The organism is Pseudoalteromonas sp. PAST1 (assembly GCF_021532515.1).
Classification (GTDB): Bacteria; Pseudomonadota; Gammaproteobacteria; order Enterobacterales; family Alteromonadaceae; genus Pseudoalteromonas; species Pseudoalteromonas simplex.
In genome coordinates, this window is sequence record NZ_JAKGBH010000003.1 from 116,941 (window position 1) to 137,550 (window position 20,610).

19 protein-coding genes are annotated in these 20,610 nt (G+C 40.9%); 6 read left to right on the forward strand and 13 right to left on the reverse strand.

Annotated features, from left to right (window positions below; translation table 11 throughout):
- Positions 1-44: 44 nt before the first annotated feature.
- From nqrF to L1272_RS02330, 9 genes are all read right to left on the reverse strand, one after another.
- The gene (nqrF, locus tag L1272_RS02290; protein ID WP_054554282.1) at positions 45-1,271 is read right to left on the reverse strand and encodes an NADH:ubiquinone reductase (Na(+)-transporting) subunit F; all 1,227 of its coding nucleotides are present in this window, start codon (positions 1,269-1,271) and stop codon (positions 45-47) included.
- A gap of 19 nt (positions 1,272-1,290) precedes the next feature.
- A complete protein-coding gene (nqrE, locus tag L1272_RS02295) occupies positions 1,291-1,899 on the reverse strand; it encodes an NADH:ubiquinone reductase (Na(+)-transporting) subunit E (RefSeq protein ID WP_016708692.1) in 609 nt (202 codons plus the stop codon).
- Between the two features lie 10 nt (positions 1,900-1,909).
- On the reverse strand, positions 1,910-2,542 hold the full coding sequence (locus tag L1272_RS02300) for an NADH:ubiquinone reductase (Na(+)-transporting) subunit D (protein WP_054554281.1): 633 nt from the start codon (positions 2,540-2,542) through the stop codon (positions 1,910-1,912).
- Positions 2,542-3,294, reverse strand: a complete 753-nt coding sequence (locus tag L1272_RS02305; RefSeq protein WP_054554280.1) for a Na(+)-translocating NADH-quinone reductase subunit C — start codon at positions 3,292-3,294, stop codon at positions 2,542-2,544. The genes L1272_RS02300 and L1272_RS02305 overlap by 1 nt, the downstream gene beginning before the upstream one ends.
- Positions 3,287-4,489 (reverse strand): NADH:ubiquinone reductase (Na(+)-transporting) subunit B, encoded by a 1,203-nt coding sequence (locus tag L1272_RS02310; RefSeq protein ID WP_062566711.1) that lies wholly within the window; start codon positions 4,487-4,489, stop codon positions 3,287-3,289. The genes L1272_RS02305 and L1272_RS02310 overlap by 8 nt, the downstream gene beginning before the upstream one ends.
- A gap of 4 nt (positions 4,490-4,493) precedes the next feature.
- Positions 4,494-5,837 carry a Na(+)-translocating NADH-quinone reductase subunit A gene (locus L1272_RS02315; RefSeq protein ID WP_235372655.1) on the reverse strand — a complete coding sequence of 448 codons (1,344 nt, stop codon included), beginning with the start codon at positions 5,835-5,837 and terminating at the stop codon, positions 4,494-4,496.
- Positions 5,838-6,185: 348 nt separating this feature from the next.
- Positions 6,186-7,379, reverse strand: a complete 1,194-nt coding sequence (gene fabV / locus L1272_RS02320) for an enoyl-ACP reductase FabV (RefSeq protein ID WP_054554278.1) — start codon at positions 7,377-7,379, stop codon at positions 6,186-6,188.
- 420 nt (positions 7,380-7,799) lie between these two features.
- Positions 7,800-8,111 (reverse strand): BolA family protein, encoded by a 312-nt coding sequence (locus L1272_RS02325; RefSeq protein ID WP_054554277.1) that lies wholly within the window; start codon positions 8,109-8,111, stop codon positions 7,800-7,802.
- 73 nt (positions 8,112-8,184) lie between these two features.
- Positions 8,185-8,772 carry an alpha-ketoglutarate-dependent dioxygenase AlkB family protein gene (locus L1272_RS02330; RefSeq protein ID WP_138601767.1) on the reverse strand — a complete coding sequence of 196 codons (588 nt, stop codon included), beginning with the start codon at positions 8,770-8,772 and terminating at the stop codon, positions 8,185-8,187.
- A gap of 41 nt (positions 8,773-8,813) precedes the next feature.
- On the opposite strand from L1272_RS02330, the gene L1272_RS02335 reads away from it, so the two are divergent.
- Genes L1272_RS02335 through L1272_RS02350 form a run of 4 tightly spaced genes read left to right on the forward strand, consistent with a single transcriptional unit; the run spans position 8,814 to position 12,557 of the window.
- Positions 8,814-9,947, forward strand: a complete 1,134-nt coding sequence (locus L1272_RS02335) for a methyltransferase (protein ID WP_235372656.1) — start codon at positions 8,814-8,816, stop codon at positions 9,945-9,947.
- A 13-nt stretch (positions 9,948-9,960) separates the two neighbouring features.
- Positions 9,961-10,512, forward strand: coding sequence for a YajG family lipoprotein (locus L1272_RS02340; protein ID WP_054554274.1), 552 nt, complete (start codon positions 9,961-9,963; stop codon positions 10,510-10,512).
- A 2-nt stretch (positions 10,513-10,514) separates the two neighbouring features.
- Entirely contained in the window at positions 10,515-11,132 is a 618-nt protein-coding gene (locus tag L1272_RS02345; RefSeq protein ID WP_054554273.1) for a peptidylprolyl isomerase, read from the forward strand.
- Positions 11,133-11,168: 36 nt separating this feature from the next.
- Positions 11,169-12,557, forward strand: coding sequence for an AmpG family muropeptide MFS transporter (locus L1272_RS02350; protein WP_235372642.1), 1,389 nt, complete (start codon positions 11,169-11,171; stop codon positions 12,555-12,557).
- A 108-nt stretch (positions 12,558-12,665) separates the two neighbouring features.
- Here the strand turns inward: L1272_RS02350 and L1272_RS02355 are convergent, their stop codons facing one another.
- Positions 12,666-12,905, reverse strand: coding sequence for a helix-turn-helix domain-containing protein (locus L1272_RS02355; protein ID WP_054554271.1), 240 nt, complete (start codon positions 12,903-12,905; stop codon positions 12,666-12,668).
- A gap of 320 nt (positions 12,906-13,225) precedes the next feature.
- Between L1272_RS02355 and L1272_RS02360 the strand changes: the two genes are divergently transcribed.
- Positions 13,226-13,399: a hypothetical protein gene (locus tag L1272_RS02360; protein ID WP_171043836.1), complete on the forward strand. Its 174-nt coding sequence runs from the start codon at positions 13,226-13,228 to the stop codon at positions 13,397-13,399.
- Positions 13,400-13,441: 42 nt separating this feature from the next.
- Here L1272_RS02360 and L1272_RS02365 read toward each other — a convergent pair whose 3' ends face one another.
- From L1272_RS02365 to erpA, 3 genes are all read right to left on the reverse strand, one after another.
- Positions 13,442-16,516 carry an efflux RND transporter permease subunit gene (locus tag L1272_RS02365; RefSeq protein ID WP_235372643.1) on the reverse strand — a complete coding sequence of 1,025 codons (3,075 nt, stop codon included), beginning with the start codon at positions 16,514-16,516 and terminating at the stop codon, positions 13,442-13,444.
- A gap of 2 nt (positions 16,517-16,518) precedes the next feature.
- Positions 16,519-17,610 (reverse strand): efflux RND transporter periplasmic adaptor subunit, encoded by a 1,092-nt coding sequence (locus tag L1272_RS02370; RefSeq protein WP_235372644.1) that lies wholly within the window; start codon positions 17,608-17,610, stop codon positions 16,519-16,521.
- Between the two features lie 100 nt (positions 17,611-17,710).
- Positions 17,711-18,049: an iron-sulfur cluster insertion protein ErpA gene (gene erpA, locus L1272_RS02375; protein ID WP_036966451.1), complete on the reverse strand. Its 339-nt coding sequence runs from the start codon at positions 18,047-18,049 to the stop codon at positions 17,711-17,713.
- 179 nt (positions 18,050-18,228) lie between these two features.
- On the opposite strand from erpA, the gene L1272_RS02380 reads away from it, so the two are divergent.
- Positions 18,229-20,604: a diguanylate cyclase domain-containing protein gene (locus L1272_RS02380; RefSeq protein WP_199529508.1), complete on the forward strand. Its 2,376-nt coding sequence runs from the start codon at positions 18,229-18,231 to the stop codon at positions 20,602-20,604.
- Positions 20,605-20,610: the final 6 nt, after the last annotated feature.

Consider the following 20,610-nt stretch of genomic DNA (forward strand, 5'->3'; position numbering starts at 1 on the left):
CGAGGCCTGTATTCTAACCAAAACTTATTGTTTTGTGTATGGTGTTAGCCACCGAAGTCATCTAATAAGATGTTTTCGTCTTCTACACCTAGATCTTTAAGCATGTTGATAACAGCCGCGTTCATCATTGGAGGACCACACATGTAGAACTCACAATCTTCAGGCGCTTCATGATCTTTCAAGTAGTTTTCATAAAGTACATTATGAATGAAGCCTGTGTAACCTTCCCAGTTATCTTCTGGTTGTGGATCAGACAGTGCTGTGTGCCATACGAAGTTATCGTTTTCTGCTGCTAAGCCGTCGAAATCTTCTACGTAGAACATTTCACGCTTAGAACGCGCACCATACCAGAAGCTCATCTTACGCTTAGATTGTAAACGCTTAAGTTGGTCAAAGATATGTGAACGCATTGGCGCCATACCTGCACCACCACCTACGAATACCATTTCTGCATCAGTGTCTTTCGCGAAGAACTCACCGAATGGGCCAGAAATAGTCACTTTATCACCTTCTTTTAATGACCAAATGTACGAAGACATTTTACCACATGGAAGGCTTAGGTCTCTTGGCGGCGGCGTAGCGATACGCACGTTAAGCATGATGATGCCTTCTTCTTCTGGGTAGTTAGCCATTGAGTATGCACGAATTGTTTCGTCGTCTACTTTAGACTCCAGATCGAAGAAACCGAAGTGGTTCCAGTCGCCACGATACTCTTCTGGAATATCGAAATCAGCGTATTTAACGTGGTGAGCTGGTGCTTCAATTTGAATATAACCACCGGCACGGAAAGGTACTGACTCGCCATCAGGAATTTGTAACTTAAGTTCCTTGATGAACGTTGCCTTGTTATCGTTAGAGATAACAGTACATTCCCACTTCTTAACACCGAAAATTGACTCTTCAAGTTCAATTTCCATGTCGTTCTTAACATTTACCTGACACGCTAAACGGCAGCCTTCACGAGCTTCACCTTTAGAGATGTGATCAAGTTCTGTCGGTAAGATATCGCCGCCACCTTCTTTGATGTGTACACGACACTGACCACAAGAGCCACCGCCACCACATGCAGATGAAACGAAGATACCTGAATCAGCTAGCGCGCCTAATAGCTTGCTACCTGCAGATGTTTTAATAGCTTTTTCTGGGTCGCCATTAATTCCGATGATGATATCGCCGCTTGCTACTAATTTAGATTTAGCACCAATGATAACTAAAACTAAAATAACAACGATAGCGATGAAAACACCAACGCCTAAGAAAATCTCATTCATGATTTATCCTCGCTACCTATTAAAGTGAAATACCAGAGAATGACATAAAGCCAAGACCCATAAGACCAACAGTGATGAAAGTAATACCTAAACCACGTAAGCCATCAGGAACGTCTGAGTACTTCATTTTTTCACGGATACCAGCAAGTAAAGTAATTGCTAGTGCCCAGCCCACACCTGAACCGATACCATAAACAACAGACTCGCCGAAGTTATAGTTACGCTCAACCATGAAAGATACCGCACCGAAGATCGCACAGTTAACTGTGATCAGTGGTAAGAAGATACCTAACGCGTTGTAAAGTGCAGGGAAGAACTTATCTAATGCCATTTCAAGAATTTGTACAAGTGCTGCAATAACACCGATGAAAGTCAAGAAACGTAAGAAGCTAAGGTCTGCTTCTGGGTAGCCAAGCCACTCTAATGCACCTGGTGCAAGAACAGCGTGATAAACCAAGTTATTTACAGGTACTGAGATACCTAGTACCACGATAACTGCCACACCTAGGCCGATTGACGTTGTTACTTTCTTTGATACAGCAAGGAAAGTACACATACCTAGGAAGAAGGCTAAAGCTAAGTTTTCAATGAAAACCGCTTTTACAAATAAACTAATATAATGTTCCACTGCTCGCCCCTTACGCTTTTGCTTCTACTTGGTCTTTCTTGAAGGTACGAAGTACCCAGATGAATAAACCAATAATGAAGAATGCACTCGGTGGTAAAATCAATAGACCCATTGGTTGATACCAGCCACCATTTTGTACTAATGGGATAATATCAACACCGAATAGTGAACCTTTACCGAATAACTCACGGATGAAACCAACAGTTAGTAGTACTACTGAGTAGCCTAAACCGTTACCGATACCATCTAAGAAAGACATTAACGGTGGTGACTTCATTGCGTATGCTTCAGCACGACCCATTACGATACAGTTTGTAATGATTAGACCAACGAATACTGAAAGCTCTTTAGCAGTTGCATAAGAGAATGCTTGCAGTACTTGGTCAACAACGATTACAAGTGATGCGATGATCGTCATTTGCACGATAATACGTACAGATGATGGGATGTGGTTACGAATTGACGAAATAAACAAGCTAGAAAACGCAGTTACTAGTGTCAATGCGATTGACATGATTAGTGCATTTTTTAAGCTTGATGTTACCGCTAGCGCAGAACAAATACCTAGTACTTGTAATGCGATCGGGTTATTTGCGAATACCGGGCCAAATAGGACCGACTTCATTTCTTTAGTATCAGCCATTATTTCAACGCTCCTTCACGTACTTTCGCAAGGAATGGACCAAAGCCATGCTCGCCAGTCCAGAAGTCAACTGTGTGATCAACACCGTTTGAAGTTAATGTTGCACCAGAAAGACCATCGATTTGATGTTCGTTCTTCGCACCGCTCTTCATGATATTGATTGGTAACTCTTTACCTTGCCATTTAGCAGTCCATTGTGGATTTTGGATTTCACCACCTAGACCTGGCGTTTCGTTGTGCTTGAAGAAGTTGATGTTTTTAACTGTTTCACCATCGCTTTCAAGCGCTAAGAAGCCGTACATTACACCCCAAAGGCCATAACCTTGGATTGGTAGAATGATTGCGTCTGTAGAACCATCAGATTTCTTCGAAATATATACAGGTGAATTTTTTGTCATACGCTGAATACCAGCGATGTCTTTAATTCCTTCTGCTTTCAACGCAAAGCTACGAGCTTGGTCGAATTTTGTTTTCTCGAAGTCAAATGAGTTAGGATCAGCACCTTCAACAAACTCACCTGTGTTCATGTCTACAACACGTGCTTCAATTTTTGAGTTAAAGGTATCTGACACAGTACCTGATACTTCAATGCCTGCAGCCGCTAAGATATTACGTTGGATATCTTGTGTTTTGTTAGCTTGCTGTAAAGGACGAAGCTGAACTGAAGCAAACGATACGATAATTGCACACACTAAACATAGTGCAACAACAACGGTTAGCGTTTTGCCGATTGATTCGTTATTACTAGACATTACGTGCCAACCTCCGCTTGATATTAGCTTGCACTACAAAGTGATCGAATAATGGTGCAAATAAGTTAGCAAATAAGATTGCTAGCATCATACCTTCTGGGAATGCCGGGTTAACAACACGGATCATTACAACCATAAAGCCGATTAACGCACCGTAAGCGAACTTACCTTTGTCTGTGAATGATGCAGATACAGGGTCTGTTGCCATGAAGAACATACCAAATGCAAAACCACCAAGAACTAAGTGCCAGTGCCAAGGCATAGCAAATACAGCGTTAGTTTCTGAACCAATTGTATTTAGTAAGAATGCCGTTGCAACCATACCTAGGAATACACCTAGTACGATACGCCATGAAGCGATACGCACATAAATTAGGAATAAACCACCGATTAATAGTGCTAGTGTTGACGTTTCACCTACAGAACCTTGAATGAAACCGTAGAACGCATTCCACCATAGCTCCATGTTGCTGTAATCAAGTGAACCAACAACAGCTTGGCCAAGCATAGTCGCACCAGAGAATGAATCTACTGCAGTCCATACTGTGTCACCTGAAATTTGTGCTGGGTATGCGAAAAATAAGAATGCACGACCGGCAAGAGCAGGGTTAAGGAAGTTACGACCTGTACCACCAAAGATTTCTTTAGCGATTACAACACCAAACGTAATACCTAGTGCAACTTGCCATAAAGGAATCGTTGCAGGCAGGATTAGTGCGAATAATACAGATGTTACGAAGAAACCTTCATTTACTTCATGCTTACGCACTGAAGCAAATAGCACTTCCCAGAAACCACCCACAGCAAATGTTACTGCGTATATTGGTAGGAAGAAGCAGGCACCGTAAAACATTTTCGCGCCCCAACCAGAGTCAGCAGTTAATTCACCACCGAATAATTGGAACAGACCAACTTGCCATGTGTTTGCTAGTTCAAAACCTTGCGCTAAAGCACCAGCGGCCTGATGACCGATGTTGAACATACCAAAGAACATTGCAGGGAACGTCGCCATCCACACTAAAATCATCATACGTTTTAGGTCGATGTTATCGCGAACGTGTGTTTTGCCTTTATTTACATAACCAGGCGTGTAGAAAATAGTCGCTGCAGCTTCGTAAAGCGCATACCATTTTTCGTGTTTACCACCCGGTTCAAAATGCGGCTCAATATCTTCTAGAAATTTCTTTAAACCCATCTCTCTAGCCTTCCTTCTCGATCGTAGTCAAGCAATCGCGTAGGATTGAACCGTACTCGTATTTACCTGGACAAACGAAGGTACATAATGCTAAATCTTCTTCATCAAGCTCTAGCGCACCTAACGAAATAGCACCATCAAGATCACGTGCGATTAAATCACGTAATAATAGTGTAGGTAGGATGTCTAAAGGCATAACACGCTCATAGCTGCCAATTGGAACCATGGCACGCTTCGAACCACCTGTTGAAGTCGTCATGTTAAATAGACGGCTAGGAGCAAGGTGAGATAAGAAGGTACGTGTTACTGAGAACTTGTTAGCACCTGGTGCGATCCAACCGAATAGCTCTTTTTCGCGACCTTCAAGTAATACTGATACTTGAACATGGTAACGACCTAAGAACGCGTGTGGACCTTGAGAGATAGCGCCTGATAATACAGAACCAGAAATTACACGGTTATCACCGTCTTCTAATTCACCAGCAACTAAATCATCTAAAGATGCACCTAGCTGAGTTTTTACTAAGCGTGGGTTTTTAACACGTGGACCAGCAAGCGAAACAACACGGTCTGTGAAGATTTCACCTGTTAGGAATAAATTACCAAACGCGATTACGTCTTGGTAACCTAAGTGCCAAACCTGCTTGCTTGCAGAAACTGGGTCTAAGTTATGAATGTGTGTACCAACAAGACCTGCCGGGTGCTTACCACCAAACTCATGTACTTCTACTTGAGGGATTGATGAACTAGGCACTTGGCTACCAGCTTGTTTACAAACAAATACTTTGCCGTCAGTTAAACGAGATACCACAGCTAAACCAGCTTCAAATGCTTGAGTGTTCTCAGCAATGATTACTGCAGGATCTGCAGCTAGCGGGTTAGTGTCGATAGCCGTTACAAAGATAGAGCTAGGATTTGCATCCAAAGCAGCTACTCTGCTGAATGGGCGAGCACGTAGTGCTGTCCATTGACCTGACTGAACTAGTACTTCTTTCACTTTTTCACTGTCTAAGCCCGAAAGCTCGTCGGCCTTGAAAGAGTCAAAGGTGATTTGCTCACTGCCATTAACTTCAATAACAACAGATTGCAGCACACGTTTAGCACCACGATTGATTTCTTTAACTACCCCAGAAGCTGGTGCAGTAAATAAGACGCCTGGGTTCTTTTTGTCTTCAAAAAGTACCTGGCCTTTTTTGACTTGGTCATCCACGCGAACATGCATGGTTGGACGCATACCAATATATTCTTCACCTAGCACAGCTACACGTTTGACGGCAGAACCATCGTGAATAACTTGCTGAGGTGCGCCCTCTATCGGTAAATCCAGACCTTTTTTTATGTTGATCATACGCACTTGCATTACATTAACGGAAAGAAACTGAAAAATCGTACCAACCACGTCGCCATTTGATATGCTCAAGTTAAACTCTAAGTATCAAAGAATAGCCTGTTTAACACCCCAAACAAGCAACGCAGTAAACTCCTCACATATATTGCCCGAATTTTAACATCAATCAGGGTGACTATGCGAGAGCAAATATGAAATTTATACGACAGATACGGTTATTTAGACTACAAAAACCTTTTGAATAAAATTCAATATAGACCAAAGTGCTATTGATGAAGTTTTATTTTCATCCAGAAACAAAAAAGTCGCTTAAAAAAGCGACTTTACAAAATCAAGTTTGTTCAGCGATTAATCGATCAGCTGTGAAATCGCAACATCAGGATTCACATCTTGCTCGTAATCTACACTGTCGATACCAAAACCGAATAAACGTAAAAACTCATTATGGTAACCCACGTAATCCGTTAATTCGTCAATTGTATCTGTATCCACTGTATCCCAAACATGTTGTACACGAGCTTGAACATCATCTTCTAACTCTTTGTAGTTTTGGAATAAATGACCACCTTCGTCAAAACGTGGTGTTTCACCGTAAAGGTTTTCAGTAAATAGTGAATGAATTTGCTCAATGGTACCTTCGTAAGTACCATCTGCTTTCATTACTTTGAATAAAGCAGAGATATATAAAGGCATAATTGGAATTGCCGAGCTTGCTTGTGTCACAACCGCATTTAATGAAGAAACATACGCTTCACCATTTAAGTCTTTTGTAGACTCTTTGATTGCTTGAGTTGCACGGTCAAGATCTTCTTTCGCTTTACCAATTGTCGCATGACCGTAAATTGGCCACGTTAACTCTTTACCTATATAAGTGTAAGCAGTCGTTTTGAAGTTATCAGCAAGTACATCTGCTTCTTTTAATGCGTCAATCCACATTTCCCAATCTTCACCGCCCATTACTTTAATTGTATTGTCGATGTCTTCTTGGCTTGCTGCTTCAACCGTTACTTCATCAATCACACGCTTTGAAGTGTTTAGGTTCTTCGTAGTGATATCTGAGCCAATAGGCTTAAGCGTAGATGAGTAAGTCTCACCTGTATTTGGATCAGTACGACGAGGTGAAGCAAGGCTGTAAACAACTAAATCAATTTTACCTAGATCAGCTTTGATAGTATCAATTGCTTTTTGCTTAATTTCGTTAGAAAACGCGTCGCCATTGATATTTTTAGACCATAAACCTGCTTCTTCAGCGGCTGCTTGGAATGCTGCTGTGTTGTACCAACCTGCAGAACCCGTTTTGCGTTCGCTACCTTCTTTTTCAAAGAAAATACCTAACGTTTTAGCACCGCCACCAAATGCAGCCGTGATACGTGATGCTAGGCCGTAACCTGTAGACGCACCTATCACTAATACATTCTTAGGTGCATTGCTCAGTGGTCCTTGCGCTTTCACATAATTAATTTGTTCTTGTACGTGCTCAGCACACCCTACTGGATGCGCGTTAGTGCAGATAAATCCACGAATTTTCGGCTTAATGACCATTGATCATCCTATATCTATCACAATAAAAATTAGCGCTAGTTTAAAGGCTAATAGTTAAAATACAGGTCTGATCAGTAAAACTTTTCAGACCCACGTAAATTTTTCGAGCTTAAAACACCCAAGTAACCAGCAGTCTAGAGTGACTGTCCTTCTAACTTTGAGTGACTGTCCTTCTAACTTTGAGTGACTGTCCTGCTAACTTTGAGTGACTGTCCTGCTAACTTTGAGTGACTGTCTTTCTAACTTTGAGTGACTGTCTTTCTAACTTTGAGTGACTGTCTTTCTAACTTTGAGTGACTGTCTTTCTAACTTTGAGTGACTGTCTTTCTAACTTTGAGTGACTGTCTTTCTAACTTTAGGTGACTGTCCTTCTAACTTTAGGTGACTGTCCTTCTAACTTTGAGTGACTGTCCTGCTAATTTAGTCGAACTTTGAGCCGCCTAAGCACTTTGGTGATTCAGGTGCCTGTCCATGTTGTTCACTGAACTCTTCGGGAGTAAATGTGTGAATCGCTAATGCATGAATGTGATTTGCTAATTCATCTTTTAATAGCTCATTAATTTGACGGTGACGGGCAAGTAAACGTTTACCTGCAAATTCTTCACTCACAACCACCACTTTAAAATGCGACTCAGTTCCACGACTATGCATATGGCTTTCATTGACAACATTCAGGTGTTTACATTCGATACCCGCAGCAAGCTTTTGCTCAATTTGTTGTTGCATTGACATGTGTCATAGACCTTTCATAAGAAAATATTTGCCAGCTACTATATCAAGGGCATGGCTCAATTTACCAATGATTTTATATAATTGAACGAAAGGTAAGATTAATTCGAGGGTGTTTGAGTCTTTGCTGCTTCGGCAAACTATGCTGGTAATCGCGCTGGCTAAAACCATTCATGATTAAACAGCTACCACTTTGCAGCACAATGCTATATTGTTCATTTTTATATTTGTGCTTTATTTTAAATACACGTTCGGCCCCTAGTGATACAGACGCGATTGTTGGTTGCTCACCAAGTTCTTTCTCATCGTCACTATGCCAGCCCATACAATCATGACCATCTCGATACAAATTAACTAAAAGCGCATTAAATGGTATCTGCAAAGTTCTTGATAAGCGTACACGCATAGCATCAAGTACCTCTGGCCAAGGCTCAACGATTAATTTTGAACCCGAGTAACCATAATTTACGTTCTGATCAGCAATAAAGCATTGCAAACGCGGGATCACATGGCTTTTTCCGTACACTTTTATAGCCGGTTGCTGCCAATTGAGCTGCTGCTGAAGAAAGTAAAATAATTCGAGGCTTTTTTGCGCACTCAATGTATTGGCTTGGTAAGAAAACCCATCAGGTAGATGATTAGGGTTGGCGTTTGGCTGTTGCATGTTAGAATTTACCTATACATTAATACTTTCGTAAAATCATGATGACCACCCAAGCACAGCTCGGTGATAACACCTATACCCTAGAACGCTTTCCGTTAGATCAAAAAAATCGCAGTCTTCAAGCATGGGACTCAGGCGATGAGTACCTTGTCAATTATGTACAAGAGCACTACCCAGATGCAAATTCAATCCTGATACTCAATGACAGTTTTGGCGCTTTAGCCTGTGCCTTTAATACGTTAACAGTTTATTCAGTTAACGACTCGTATATTGGTCATCAAGCTACCCGCTATAATTTACAAACCAATGAGTTATCAACAGATTCTTTAACGCAACTGGACTCATTAGCAGCATTACCTAATCAGGTTGATTTAGTGATATTAAAAGTGCCACGCAATTTAGGCTATCTTCAGCATCAACTTGCCGCAATCAGTGCAGCTTTACCTGCTGACATTGATGTTATTGCAGCTGGAAAAACGAAAGACATTCATAACTCAACTATAAAGGCTTTTAGTCAGTATATCGGTGAAACATCAACCAGCTTAGCGGTTAAAAAGTCCCGCTTAATTATCAGTAAAACCAGTGGTCTTAATAAAGTAGCCCCCTTTCCTGTTAACTGGCCACTTGAAGGCAGTGAATTTGAAATTCAAAACCATGCCAATGTTTTTTCACGAGACTCATTAGATATTGGCGCGCGTTTTTTCTTTAACTATTTGCCACAAACGAGCAAAGCTCGCAGCATCATTGATTTAGGCTGTGGTAATGGCGTTGTTGGGTTGATGACTTTAAAGCGTTGCCCTAAAGCCCATGTAACCTTCGTTGATGAGTCCTTTATGGCCGTTGAATCAGCTAAATTAAACGTCGCTAACAATCTACCAGAGCAATTAGACCAGTGTGAGTTTGTCCAAAACGATTGCTTAACCGATTTTCAACCTAACAGTGTTGACCTTGTTTTATGTAACCCGCCATTCCACCAAGCGCAAGCGGTGACCGACCACATTGCTTGGCAAATGTTCAAACAAGCAAAACAAACATTAAAGCACGGTGGTGAATTAAGAATTATTGGTAATCGTCATCTAGACTATCATGAAAAGTTAAAACGCATGTTCGGCAATTGTAAGCTATTAGGATCTAATAAAAAGTTTGTCGTACTAAGTGCTACAAAGAATAATTAATGGAGCTAACTAAATGAAAAAAATACTTCCTTTATGCTTGCTAGCCGCCCTATCTGCGTGTAGCAATCAGCCAAATCAGTTAATTTTGAACCCCGTTTATCAAGGCGGGAAAATTTCAACTATTAACAGTAATGTTAGCACCAGCGTAATTGACTTACGTGGTGACAATGTGACCCTTAAAATCATTGGTTCAGACAAAGTTAAAACGCTTGCAAGCCCTGGAATAGCTGATTCTGTGAAAAGTGCCTTAGACAGTGCTCTGAGCCGAAATGGTGCTAACATTTCAAACTTAGCAACTACGCGTTTTGAATTAGATATTCATAAGTTGCAAGCAACTGTCACCGAAAAGATGATGACGCACAGTAGTGCTGCAAATGTGGAGTTTGGTTTAAGAGTGATTAAAAGTACAAGTAACTTTAGTAAGATATACCGCGGCAACGCAAATCTTGAAGGACCACTCAGTCATGACCGTGCAAAAATAGAAGGTCAACTTAATAAGTTGACTGAACAGGTTATAACACGCATTGTATCTGACCCAGAATTAATCGCCTATTTAGAAGGTTAACCATGAAACGCATTTTATTACTTAGTTTTTTATTGTTTTTTGCTCACAGTTCATTCGCAGCGACTGAAGGTAAGTTTATTCAAAAAGACAATATGTTTCCGCGCGTAGAAATTGTTACTACGCTTGGCAGTATTGTGGTCGAAATGGATCGTTCACGGGCACCAATTACAGTAAATAACTTTCTAACTTACGTTGCCGATGGTAGCTATCAAGGTAGTGTATTTCACCGTGTTGAACGTGATGAAGACAACGAACGTGATTTTGTAATTCAAGGCGGTGGTTACGATAAAGACTACGATGGTCTGTACGAAGGTGACCCTATTTTCAATGAAAGTGGCAACGGGTTAAAAAACGATATGTATAGTATCGCAATGGCATATCAAGACCGTAAACCACACTCAGGTACGCGTCAATTCTTCTTTAATATGGACGACAACGACCATCTTAATCCAGGTCGTGATTGGGGCTTTGCTGTATTTGGTATGGTCATGGATGGCTACGAAACTCTAGACAAAATCATGCGTGTCGAAACTGCTTTCAATGAAAAAATTGGTTACAGCTTTGTACCCAAAGATCCTGTTGTTATCTTAAACGTAAAAGTGCTTGACGCTAATCAATAATAAATAGGGGCGCACGCCCCTTAAACTGGCAACACTATGACAAAAACCCTTTCTTTTTCAGAGTATTTCTCATACTTCAAAGATAAACGTTTAATTAATATTTTTATTTTTGGTATTAGCAGCGGCTTTCCGTGGGTATTGATTGGCTCTGTCATGTCGGCCTGGCTAAAAGATGAAGGCCTAAGCCGCAGCATGATTGGGTTGTTTGGCATCGTGTTTGGTGCATATAGCATTAACTTTTTATGGTCACCGCTCGTTGACCGTGTAAAGTTACCTTTTTTATTTAACTGGCTAGGCCAGCGCCGTAGCTGGATTTTACTCTGTCAGTCAGTCATTTTTATTGGTACCTTTTCGCTTGCAGGGCTCGATATCAAAGCCAACCTTTGGTTTGCTGCCGCACTGTGTTTAGTGATTGCAATAGCATCTGCAACTCAAGACATTGCTATTGATGCATTTCGTATCGACACTTTGGCAGAAAATGAGAGCCATAAAGCCACCGCAGCGGCAGCAATGGCAACCTCAGGTTGGTGGAGCGGCTATGCTCTATTAGGCGCCCTACCGTTTTATATGGCCGACATTCCTTCAATTGATTGGCCACAAGTTTACTTTTTCCTATCTGTAGTGATGCTGCTATTAATGAGCAGCGTATTTTGGGCGAAAGAACCAGAATCAAATCGCGATGCAGTTCAAGCAGAGCTTGAGCAAACCTATCAACAAAAGCTGGCTGGTAGTACGCAAACTCGCTTTGCTAAAGTTATTGCATGGCTTGCTGTAACCGTTTTTGATCCTTTTAGAACCTTCTTCGCCCGTAACGGGGTAAAAACAGCATTGGCTTTATTAGCTTTTATTTTCTTATTTAAAATCGGCGAGGCCTTCTTAGGGCGAATGTCTATCGTGTTTTATAAAGAAGTGGGCTTCTCGAATAGCGATATTGCTACCTTCTCAAAAGTAGGTACGGCAGTACTTACTATCGCTTTCACCTTTCTAGGTAGTTTGTTTAACCAACGATATGGCATTGTTAAAGGCTTATTTATTAGTGGTATTGCGATGGCAGCCTCAAATCTCGCCTTCGCTTGGATTGCTATAGCAGGCCCTAAATTGAGCCTTTACGCGTTTGCAATCATTATTGATGGTTTTACACAGGCTTGGTCTCTCGTTGCCATGGTGGCGTTTATATCTATGCTTTGCGACAGAGCATTTAGTGCCACTCACTATGCGCTACTTGCTTCATTAGGTAATTTAGGTAGAACTTTACTTTCAAGTTATAGCGGCGTGGTCATTGATGACTGGTTAGGAGGAAATTGGGCGATGTTCTTTGTACTGACAGCACTTATGGTTTTACCTTCATTAATTTTCTTATTTTTAATTAGGCATAAGCTTTATGCACTAGAAAACAACTATCATCAAAGGGATTTAACAAGTTAGATACGAAAGTAATTTTAGAGGAGAGATAAATGGTGAAATTTTAATAGCGCCTCCCTGCACTATTTGTATTACTTTAGTAGTGTTATTTCACCACAAAGCACTAAAAAATTATGCGTCTTTTAGCAAATTAAGACCTTCGTACGGGTCAACTTCCAAAGCATCACAATAACGTATGAATTCAATAACATCTAGTCGACGTTCTTGGTTTTCAATTTTACCGATAAAAGAATGCGGCGTACCTAAAACCTGCGCAAGGCTACGCATTGTGTGACCTTTCTCGTGGCGTTTAGTTTTAAGCCATTTCGTTAATTTCGAGTTTTCTTCAGAAGAAACTGTTTTACCCATCATAAAATACATCTCCTACTAGATGATTTAAATTAATAAACTTAAGAGTGAAATTTGCCCGTCTCACTCTTGGATACATTATATACTAATAATTTTCACTTTGAATTATTAATTATACAAATGTCCACCTTTTAGGTATGGACCTTATTAGTATACATGTCTTAGTGTAGCTAAAATTAAAGCATGTGCTCTATAGTTAACTGGTTAACTGGTTAACTGTACCAAAAAATTGATCAATTGGAAGTCAAACAAGATGAAAGTATCGCTTTAAATTCTGCATATTTATGCTTAAAGTGTACGTAAATACTGAAAAAGGCTAAGAAATGTTTCGTATATTATTTTTGTTGCCAATTGTACTGTGTGTAGCATGGTACCTATTTTTAAAACACAATCGAGTACCAATTAAGCAAGGTAAAAATGGCTTTGTATACATTTTGGTCGCATCAGCGTTAGTTTTAGGCTTCTTTTTACTGATGATTAAAGTGACCCAACACTAGGGTCACTCATTTTTAATTAATCGGTAACGAATTTACCTATTACTATCTACGACGATCTCGCAGCATTAACAAACACGGTGTAAGCACAAGTGTCAACACCGTGGCAAATGTTAAACCACCCGCAACGGCTGTTGCCAATTGCACCCACCACTGAGTAGATGGCGCACCAAAATCAATGTGACGGTTAAATAAATCAATATTCACTTGGAGTACCATTGGCATCAATCCCAAAATGGTGGTAACAGTCGTTAGCAATACCGGACGCAAACGCTGTGCACCGGTTCGCAAAATCGCATCTTTGGCAGCCAGACCTTGGCTTCGTAAAACATTATAGGTATCAATCAATACTATATTGTTATTAACCACAATACCTGCAAGCGAAATAACCCCAATACCTGACATCACAATACCAAACGGTTGCTGTAATACGATTAAACCTAAGAACACACCCACAGTTGAAAATAGCACAGCACTTAAAATCAAAAATGCTTGATAAAAGCTATTAAATTGCGTCACCAAAATGATACCCATCACAAATAGAGCAACCACAAAAGCCTGCTCAAGAAAGGCTTCTGATTCATCTTGATCTTCAGTTTCACCACGCACTTTAATTTTCACGCGAGGGTCTAATCCTTGCTCTTCTAATTGCGCTTGTAAGCGCGGCAATGCCTTGGCAAGTTGTTCACCCGGCTTCATGTCTGCATTAACGGTAACAACGCGCTGAGAATCTACACGACGGATAGTATCGACTTTAGGCGCTGCTTGACGCTCAACAAAGTGACTAATGGGCACTTGCCCGTGTATGGTTTTTACACGCAGCGTTTCAAGACGCCCTAAATCACGTTTGTCATGGGGGAAACGTACGCGAATATCAATCTCGTCATCCACATCATCTGGACGGTATTCCCCTAATTTCAAGCCATTGGTAATAAGCTGAACATTTGCCCCTAACATACTGGCATCGGCACCAAAACGAGCCGCATCCGAACGGTTCAATTTAAGTTGCCATTCAATACCTGGTTTTGAAGCACTGTCATCAACATTTCGAAACGCGCCATCATTCTCGATAGCTTGCCTTACTCGTTTAGCTTCACTGTTAAGCACATCAACAAACCGAGAGCTCAGCTCAATGCTTAACGCTTTACCACCACCCGGGCCGTTTTCATCTTTACGAAGTTCAATTTCTACACCGGCATAACTTGCCGTGATTTCGTTAACTTGGCTGATAATATCTTCTGCGGGCGGACGCTCATCCCAATCTTTTAGATTCATTCTAAACGTGCCTACTTGATCTTTACCACCAGTACGGGCGTACAAAGTTTTTATACCTTCCACTTTTAGGATGCGCGACTCAATATCTTTCATGATCACGTCTTTTTCAAAGATGGATAAGTCACTGTAAGAACGTACTTTGATATTGACGCCATTTGGCTCAACATCAGGAAAGAACTCAACGCCAAGCTTAGAAATAGCAAAGGCAAAAAACACCATAATAGAAAACACAATTGCAGCAGCAAGGCTCCACCAAGGGCGCTCTGTTGCATAATCAAGCACTCGAATATAACGCCCAAGCATTCCTTTAATTTGTGTTAAATCGCCAGACTCTGCTAACTCTAAATCATGTTTTTTCTGCTCAGAAAGCGGCCTTGATTTACCTATTAGTCCACCAATAGTTGGTACAAACACCAGTGCCATAAGTAATGACGCAGACAAAGTAGCAATAAGTGTAATCGGCAAGTATTTCATAAACTCGCCCATCATTCCCGGCCAAAATATCAGCGGGGCAAAGGCCGCTAATGTTGTTGCCGTAGAGGCGATAATTGGCCATGCCATTCGTTCTGCAGCCAGTTTATATGCAACCTTGCGCGGTTTGCCTTCACTCATTGCTCTGTCTGCAAACTCACTAACAACAATTGCGCCATCCACCAGCATACCGACAGCCATGATGAGCGCAAAGAGCACCACGATATTCACCGTTAAACCAAACACAGAGATCACTAAAATCCCCGTTAAGAATGAACCGGGAATGGCAATACCCACTAAAAATGCCGTGCGCGCACCAAGTACCGCCACAATAACGATAACCACCAATAATACGGCAGACAGCACATTATTTTGCAGATCAGAAAGCATCATCTTTACGTCTTTTGACATGTCGCCGGTGTAATCAACGCGTATATGATCAGGCCATATTTTCTTGGCCTCATTGACCACTTGCTTCACTTGTTCGACCGTATCAATAATATTTTCACCAGCACGTTTTTTTACTTCCAGCGAAACCGCATGGCGGCCATTAATACGTGCGATTGAGGTTGGGTCTTTATACGCTCGACGAATTTTTGCTACGTCCATAAAACGTACCACCCTATCGCCAACGACTTTCACGGGTTGCTCCATGACATCCTGAATCGTCTCAAACACGGATGGGATTTTTACAGCAAAGCGTCCTTTACCAGTATCAAGTGTACCGGCAGCAACTAAGCGGTTGTTATTTGATAGCAGTTGAATGATGTCACTCGGTTCTAAGCCATAAGAAATCATCGCCAGTGGATCGACCTCAATTTCGACCATGTCCTCGCGATCACCACCTACATCAACTTCTAATACGCTAGAAATGCTTTCTAGTTCATCTTTAAGATTACGAGCAAGGGTTAACAAACCTCGTTCTGGCGCATCACCGGACAAAGTTAATGTAATAGTCGGTTGCTCGTCTTCCATCAAAATTTCATGAACTTCTGGTTCTTCTGATTCAGAAGGCAGTTTCGCCTTAGCTAAGCTGACTTTATCTCGTACATCAGCTAAGGCTTCTTTGGGATCCATACCCGCGATAAATTCAAGGGTCACAGAGGCATGCCCTTCACTTGCCACCGCTGACATTTCTTTTACGCCTTCAATCGAGCGGAGCTCAATCTCCATTGGCCTAACTAATAGCCGCTCAGCATCTTCAGGGGAAATACCGTCATGAATAATCGACACATAAATAAAAGGAATGGTGACATCAGGATTCGCTTCTTTAGGGATGGTTTGATATGTCACCCAGCCCGAGATCAGCAACAAGATGAAAATAGATAAAACTGTACGCGTGTGAGTCAACGACGCTTCGATTAAGTTTTTCATACTTAGTTGCTCGTAGCTTCAGTAAACACGGGCTCAACTTTATCACCGGCACGCACAAAACCTTGACCAAGGGTAATGACATTTGCTTGTTCGCCTAAACCCCAAAGCCAAACCCCCTGCTCGGTACTTTTAGCCAGATTCACCGATTTAAACTCAACAATATTATCGTCATTCACGACTTTTACGCCGATATTACCTTGCTCATCAAGGGCCATAAAAGCTGGGCTTAATAACATTGCAGGCTCAGTTGGCAACTCAATATTAAGCTGAGTCGAAAAACCTGCTTTATATTTCATTCCTGGGTTTTCAAACGCCGCTTCGATGCGAAATGTATTCGTGCTGTCATCAGCAACAGATGCAATATAACGAATACGACCAGGATAGGTTTTGTCATTTAAAACATGAGCAAAAGTAGCTTGCCCGACTTCTAAGCCTTGCACTTCTTTTTGGGTTGCATCGGCTCTAACAATTAACGGGTCTAAATCAGCGAGCTGTAAAATAGGGTCGCCTATGCCAACATAATCACCAATTTCGACTAAACGTTTGTTAATAACGCCATCAAAAGCAGCGCGTACTTCAGTGCGCTCTAGTTTTAATTCAAGGCTAACTAAGGTTGCTTTAGCCTGTTGCAACATAGCTTGCGCTTGCATGGTTAATACTTTGTTCTGTAAACCTTGCTGATTTAGCTTAAGGGCGCCTTCGTATTCAGTTTGATACTGTGCCACTAAGGCTTCTGCTGATGTAATTTGGGCGGCTAAATCAGACTTATCGAGGCGTAAAATAACCTGTTCTTGTTTTACAAACTGACCTTCTTCAACCAAGATTTCGAGTACTTGTCCTGCTTGCCTAGCGCTAATATTTGCGATTTTGTCAGGCTCTGATTTACCGTAAAAGGTCAGGTTTTTATTTATTTTCTTAGCAACTAATGACATCGCCTGCACTTTAGGCAAGCGCTCTTGGGCTTGTTCTTTACTTTGCTGCGCGTTTTGATCTGCTTTGCTATCGCCGGATAGCATCCACAATATAATCACCAAAACAATGGCGATAGCTAAAATATAGGGTTTCTTTTCTATTGTTGTAGTTATATTTGGCAACGCAAAATTCCTTCTAATAATGCGTAAAATTTAGCAGAGGCAGGATATTATGAGAAGTTAAAGCAATAAAAAAGCCACATCAAGTGGCTTTCATAAATAATTAAACGCTGAAGCTGGCTCCGCAACCACAGGTTGTAGTTGCGTTCGGGTTATTCACAAAAAAGCGAGCCCCTTCAAGGCCTTCTGTGTAATCAACGGTACCATCAACTAGGTATTGAATACTCATAGGGTCAACAACTAGCGTTACACCATTTTTAACAATTTCTAAATCGCCAGGGTTAGCTTTTTCATCAAAAGTAAAACCATATTGGAAACCTGAGCAACCACCACCTGTAACGTATACACGTAGCTTTAGATCAGGATTTTCTTCTTCCTCGATTAACTGTTTAACGCGAACAGCTGCTGCATCGCTGAACTTGATTGGCAACTCATCTGACATACCAAAACCCTCAAAACCTATAATGGTCGCAATTATCTAATACCCGAGTATTTTAATCAAGTATCGCCTCCCATTGAAAATATTTTAGTATAGGATTGGCTAACATATTCGCATTGAACTAACATTTAATTGTAGTACTTTTTACCCATGTAAAAGTTATGCGATGAGGGACCATCACAGTGATAGATCATTTAAAGCTGCATTTCATTAGTCCAAGCTTAACTAGCTCGCAAACAATCCCTGCGCAGTACGATAGTTTACTCGTTTGCTTATCCGTACTTACTGCGGTCTTTGCTTCTTACATTTCATTTTTACTATCAGCAAAAATTAAAAGCTCTCAATTAAAAAATGAAAGCCTTGTATGGACTTTGTTAGCATCGTGCTTTTTAGGTATTGGTATCTGGGGTATGCATTTTGTAGGTATGCTCGCCTATAAACTTCCTATCGCTGTTGAATACAACATCACGGTCACTTTGATCTCTATTTTGCCAAGCGTTTTTGCAAGTTATATTGTTCTTTCCCCCACTATTGGGCGTGGCAAAGGGCTAGTTTTTCGAAGTGTACTTATGGGGGCTGGTATTGGTTGTATGCACTTTATTGGCATGATGGCAATGATGATGCCAGCCCACATGGCCTATGAACCTTGGTTATTTTCATTATCGATTTTAGTCGCAATTGTTCTTTCTGGCATTGCACTATGGATTAATGATTTTAGAAATGAGCGTGAGGTAAACCAAACACGTATAAACATTCTCGTTGCAGTCATTATGGGGAGTGCTATTTCAAGCATGCACTACATTGGTATGATTTCAATGACTGTATTTGAGACTGATTATACCATTTATACATCTGGCCATGATAACGCTGCGCTTGCAAAATTAATTATATCCGTCTTATTAGCCCTAAGTCTGTTTGTATTAGGAATTGTCGAACTTAGAGCACGAAGTTTACTATCAGCCAAACTTGAAGCCGTGCTGAATACAGTTCAAGATGTCGTTATTAGCTTTAATAATGTAGGAGTAATTGAATTCGCTAACCCAGCAGTTCTTCCTGTTTTTGGCTATGAACCAACCCACCTAATCGGTAAACATATCCACACTTTAATCCCAAAACAATCATCGCAGTTAGATGAGATATTCTGCGACCCACAGCAAAAAAAAGAAAACGTGAGTACAAATAAGAGCCGCCTATTAAAGGGGTTACGTAAGGATAAATGCTACTTTCCTATCACTCTCACAATTAGCTCCATTGGCAAAAAAGAAGCAGGCTCTTACGTTGCAACTATTAAAGACCTAAGCGACATTCAAAACCAAGAAGCGTTTACACAAACAATTTTCGATAACTTACCTATTATGCTGTTCGTAAAAGAGGCCGAGCATCTAACATTTAGCCATGTCAATAAAGCAGGTGAGCAACTTTTAGGTAAAACTAAAGAGCAACTCATTGGCTTAAATGACTTTGATATTTTTAGCGATGAGGACGCCGTGAATTTTATTCAAACAGATAGGGATGTACTAAAAAGTAACGAAACACTTTTTGTAACTGAGAAGCCTATGACCATAAATGGTCGAACGCATTATCTTCGAACCAGAAAGCTCGCAATTAGAGACGCTCAAGGAAAAGCTCGCTACTTACTGGATGTATCTGAAGATGTTACTGAATTAAAACAAGCAAAAACAGATCTTGAGAACTTACATCAACGGATGTCAATGGCTGCAGATGCAGCACACATTGGAATTTGGGAGTGGAACTTTGAAACCAATGAATTAATCTGGGATGACTGGATGCATACCTTGTTCGAAATTCCAAAAACATCTTTTAAAGGCAATTACTCAACATGGGCGAGCACCTTACACCCAGATGATTATGAGGACGTTACAAATAAGCTCAAGCTTTCGATACTAAACAATGAAGAATTTCATGCTGAGTTTCGTATCGTTTTATCTTCTGGCAGAACTCGCTATATCAATGCCGACGGAAGAATCTACGGAAAACGGATGATCGGCGTCAATTTTGATATTACCAAGCGGGTTTTGGCTGAACAACAGATACGAATGTTGGCACAAACAGATCATCTTACCGGTCTTGCAAATAGAAGCGCTTTAAGTAAGTTTATTAATCATGAGTTTGACCGTGTTGAACGCACAGGTGGTAAGGTTGGTTGTTTATACTTTGACCTTGACAAATTTAAGCCCATCAATGACACCCATGGTCATTTAGTTGGTGATTTCGTGCTTGTTGAAATTGCTAAACGGTTACTTGAAACAGCCCGAAAAACAGATTGTGTTGCACGCATTGGGGGGGATGAATTTGTCATAGTCATTACTGATATAGAAAATCAAAATCAGATTGAGCGAGCTCTAACACGTTTTATTAACTCAATATCAACGCCAATTGCATCTGAGGTGGGTTATTTAAATGTAGGCGCAAGTGTTGGTTATGCTTTATATCCTGATGATGCAAAATCACTTGACGACTTATTAAATAAAGCTGATGAGCGCATGTACAAGCAAAAACATAACTCTCCTATGACAGTGATAAGTATGCAACCATAACCTTGG

What these genes read in the sequence shown, in the direction of transcription:
- nqrF (WP_054554282.1), bottom strand. Translation starts at nt 1,271, where the DNA reads ATGAATGAGATTTTCTTAGGCGTTGGTGTTTTCATCGCTATCGTTGTT.
- L1272_RS02300 (WP_054554281.1), bottom strand. Translation starts at nt 2,542, where the DNA reads ATGGCTGATACTAAAGAAATGAAGTCGGTCCTATTTGGCCCGGTATTC.
- L1272_RS02305 (WP_054554280.1), bottom strand. Translation starts at nt 3,294, where the DNA reads ATGTCTAGTAATAACGAATCAATCGGCAAAACGCTAACCGTTGTTGTT.
- L1272_RS02310 (WP_062566711.1), bottom strand. Translation starts at nt 4,489, where the DNA reads ATGGGTTTAAAGAAATTTCTAGAAGATATTGAGCCGCATTTTGAACCG.
- L1272_RS02315 (WP_235372655.1), bottom strand. Translation starts at nt 5,837, where the DNA reads ATGATCAACATAAAAAAAGGTCTGGATTTACCGATAGAGGGCGCACCT.
- fabV (WP_054554278.1), bottom strand. Translation starts at nt 7,379, where the DNA reads ATGGTCATTAAGCCGAAAATTCGTGGATTTATCTGCACTAACGCGCAT.
- L1272_RS02325 (WP_054554277.1), bottom strand. Translation starts at nt 8,111, where the DNA reads ATGTCAATGCAACAACAAATTGAGCAAAAGCTTGCTGCGGGTATCGAA.
- L1272_RS02330 (WP_138601767.1), bottom strand. Translation starts at nt 8,772, where the DNA reads ATGCAACAGCCAAACGCCAACCCTAATCATCTACCTGATGGGTTTTCT.
- L1272_RS02335 (WP_235372656.1), top strand. Translation starts at nt 8,814, where the DNA reads ATGACCACCCAAGCACAGCTCGGTGATAACACCTATACCCTAGAACGC.
- L1272_RS02340 (WP_054554274.1), top strand. Translation starts at nt 9,961, where the DNA reads ATGAAAAAAATACTTCCTTTATGCTTGCTAGCCGCCCTATCTGCGTGT.
- L1272_RS02345 (WP_054554273.1), top strand. Translation starts at nt 10,515, where the DNA reads ATGAAACGCATTTTATTACTTAGTTTTTTATTGTTTTTTGCTCACAGT.
- L1272_RS02350 (WP_235372642.1), top strand. Translation starts at nt 11,169, where the DNA reads ATGACAAAAACCCTTTCTTTTTCAGAGTATTTCTCATACTTCAAAGAT.
- L1272_RS02355 (WP_054554271.1), bottom strand. Translation starts at nt 12,905, where the DNA reads ATGATGGGTAAAACAGTTTCTTCTGAAGAAAACTCGAAATTAACGAAA.
- L1272_RS02360 (WP_171043836.1), top strand. Translation starts at nt 13,226, where the DNA reads ATGTTTCGTATATTATTTTTGTTGCCAATTGTACTGTGTGTAGCATGG.
- L1272_RS02365 (WP_235372643.1), bottom strand. Translation starts at nt 16,516, where the DNA reads ATGAAAAACTTAATCGAAGCGTCGTTGACTCACACGCGTACAGTTTTA.
- erpA (WP_036966451.1), bottom strand. Translation starts at nt 18,049, where the DNA reads ATGTCAGATGAGTTGCCAATCAAGTTCAGCGATGCAGCAGCTGTTCGC.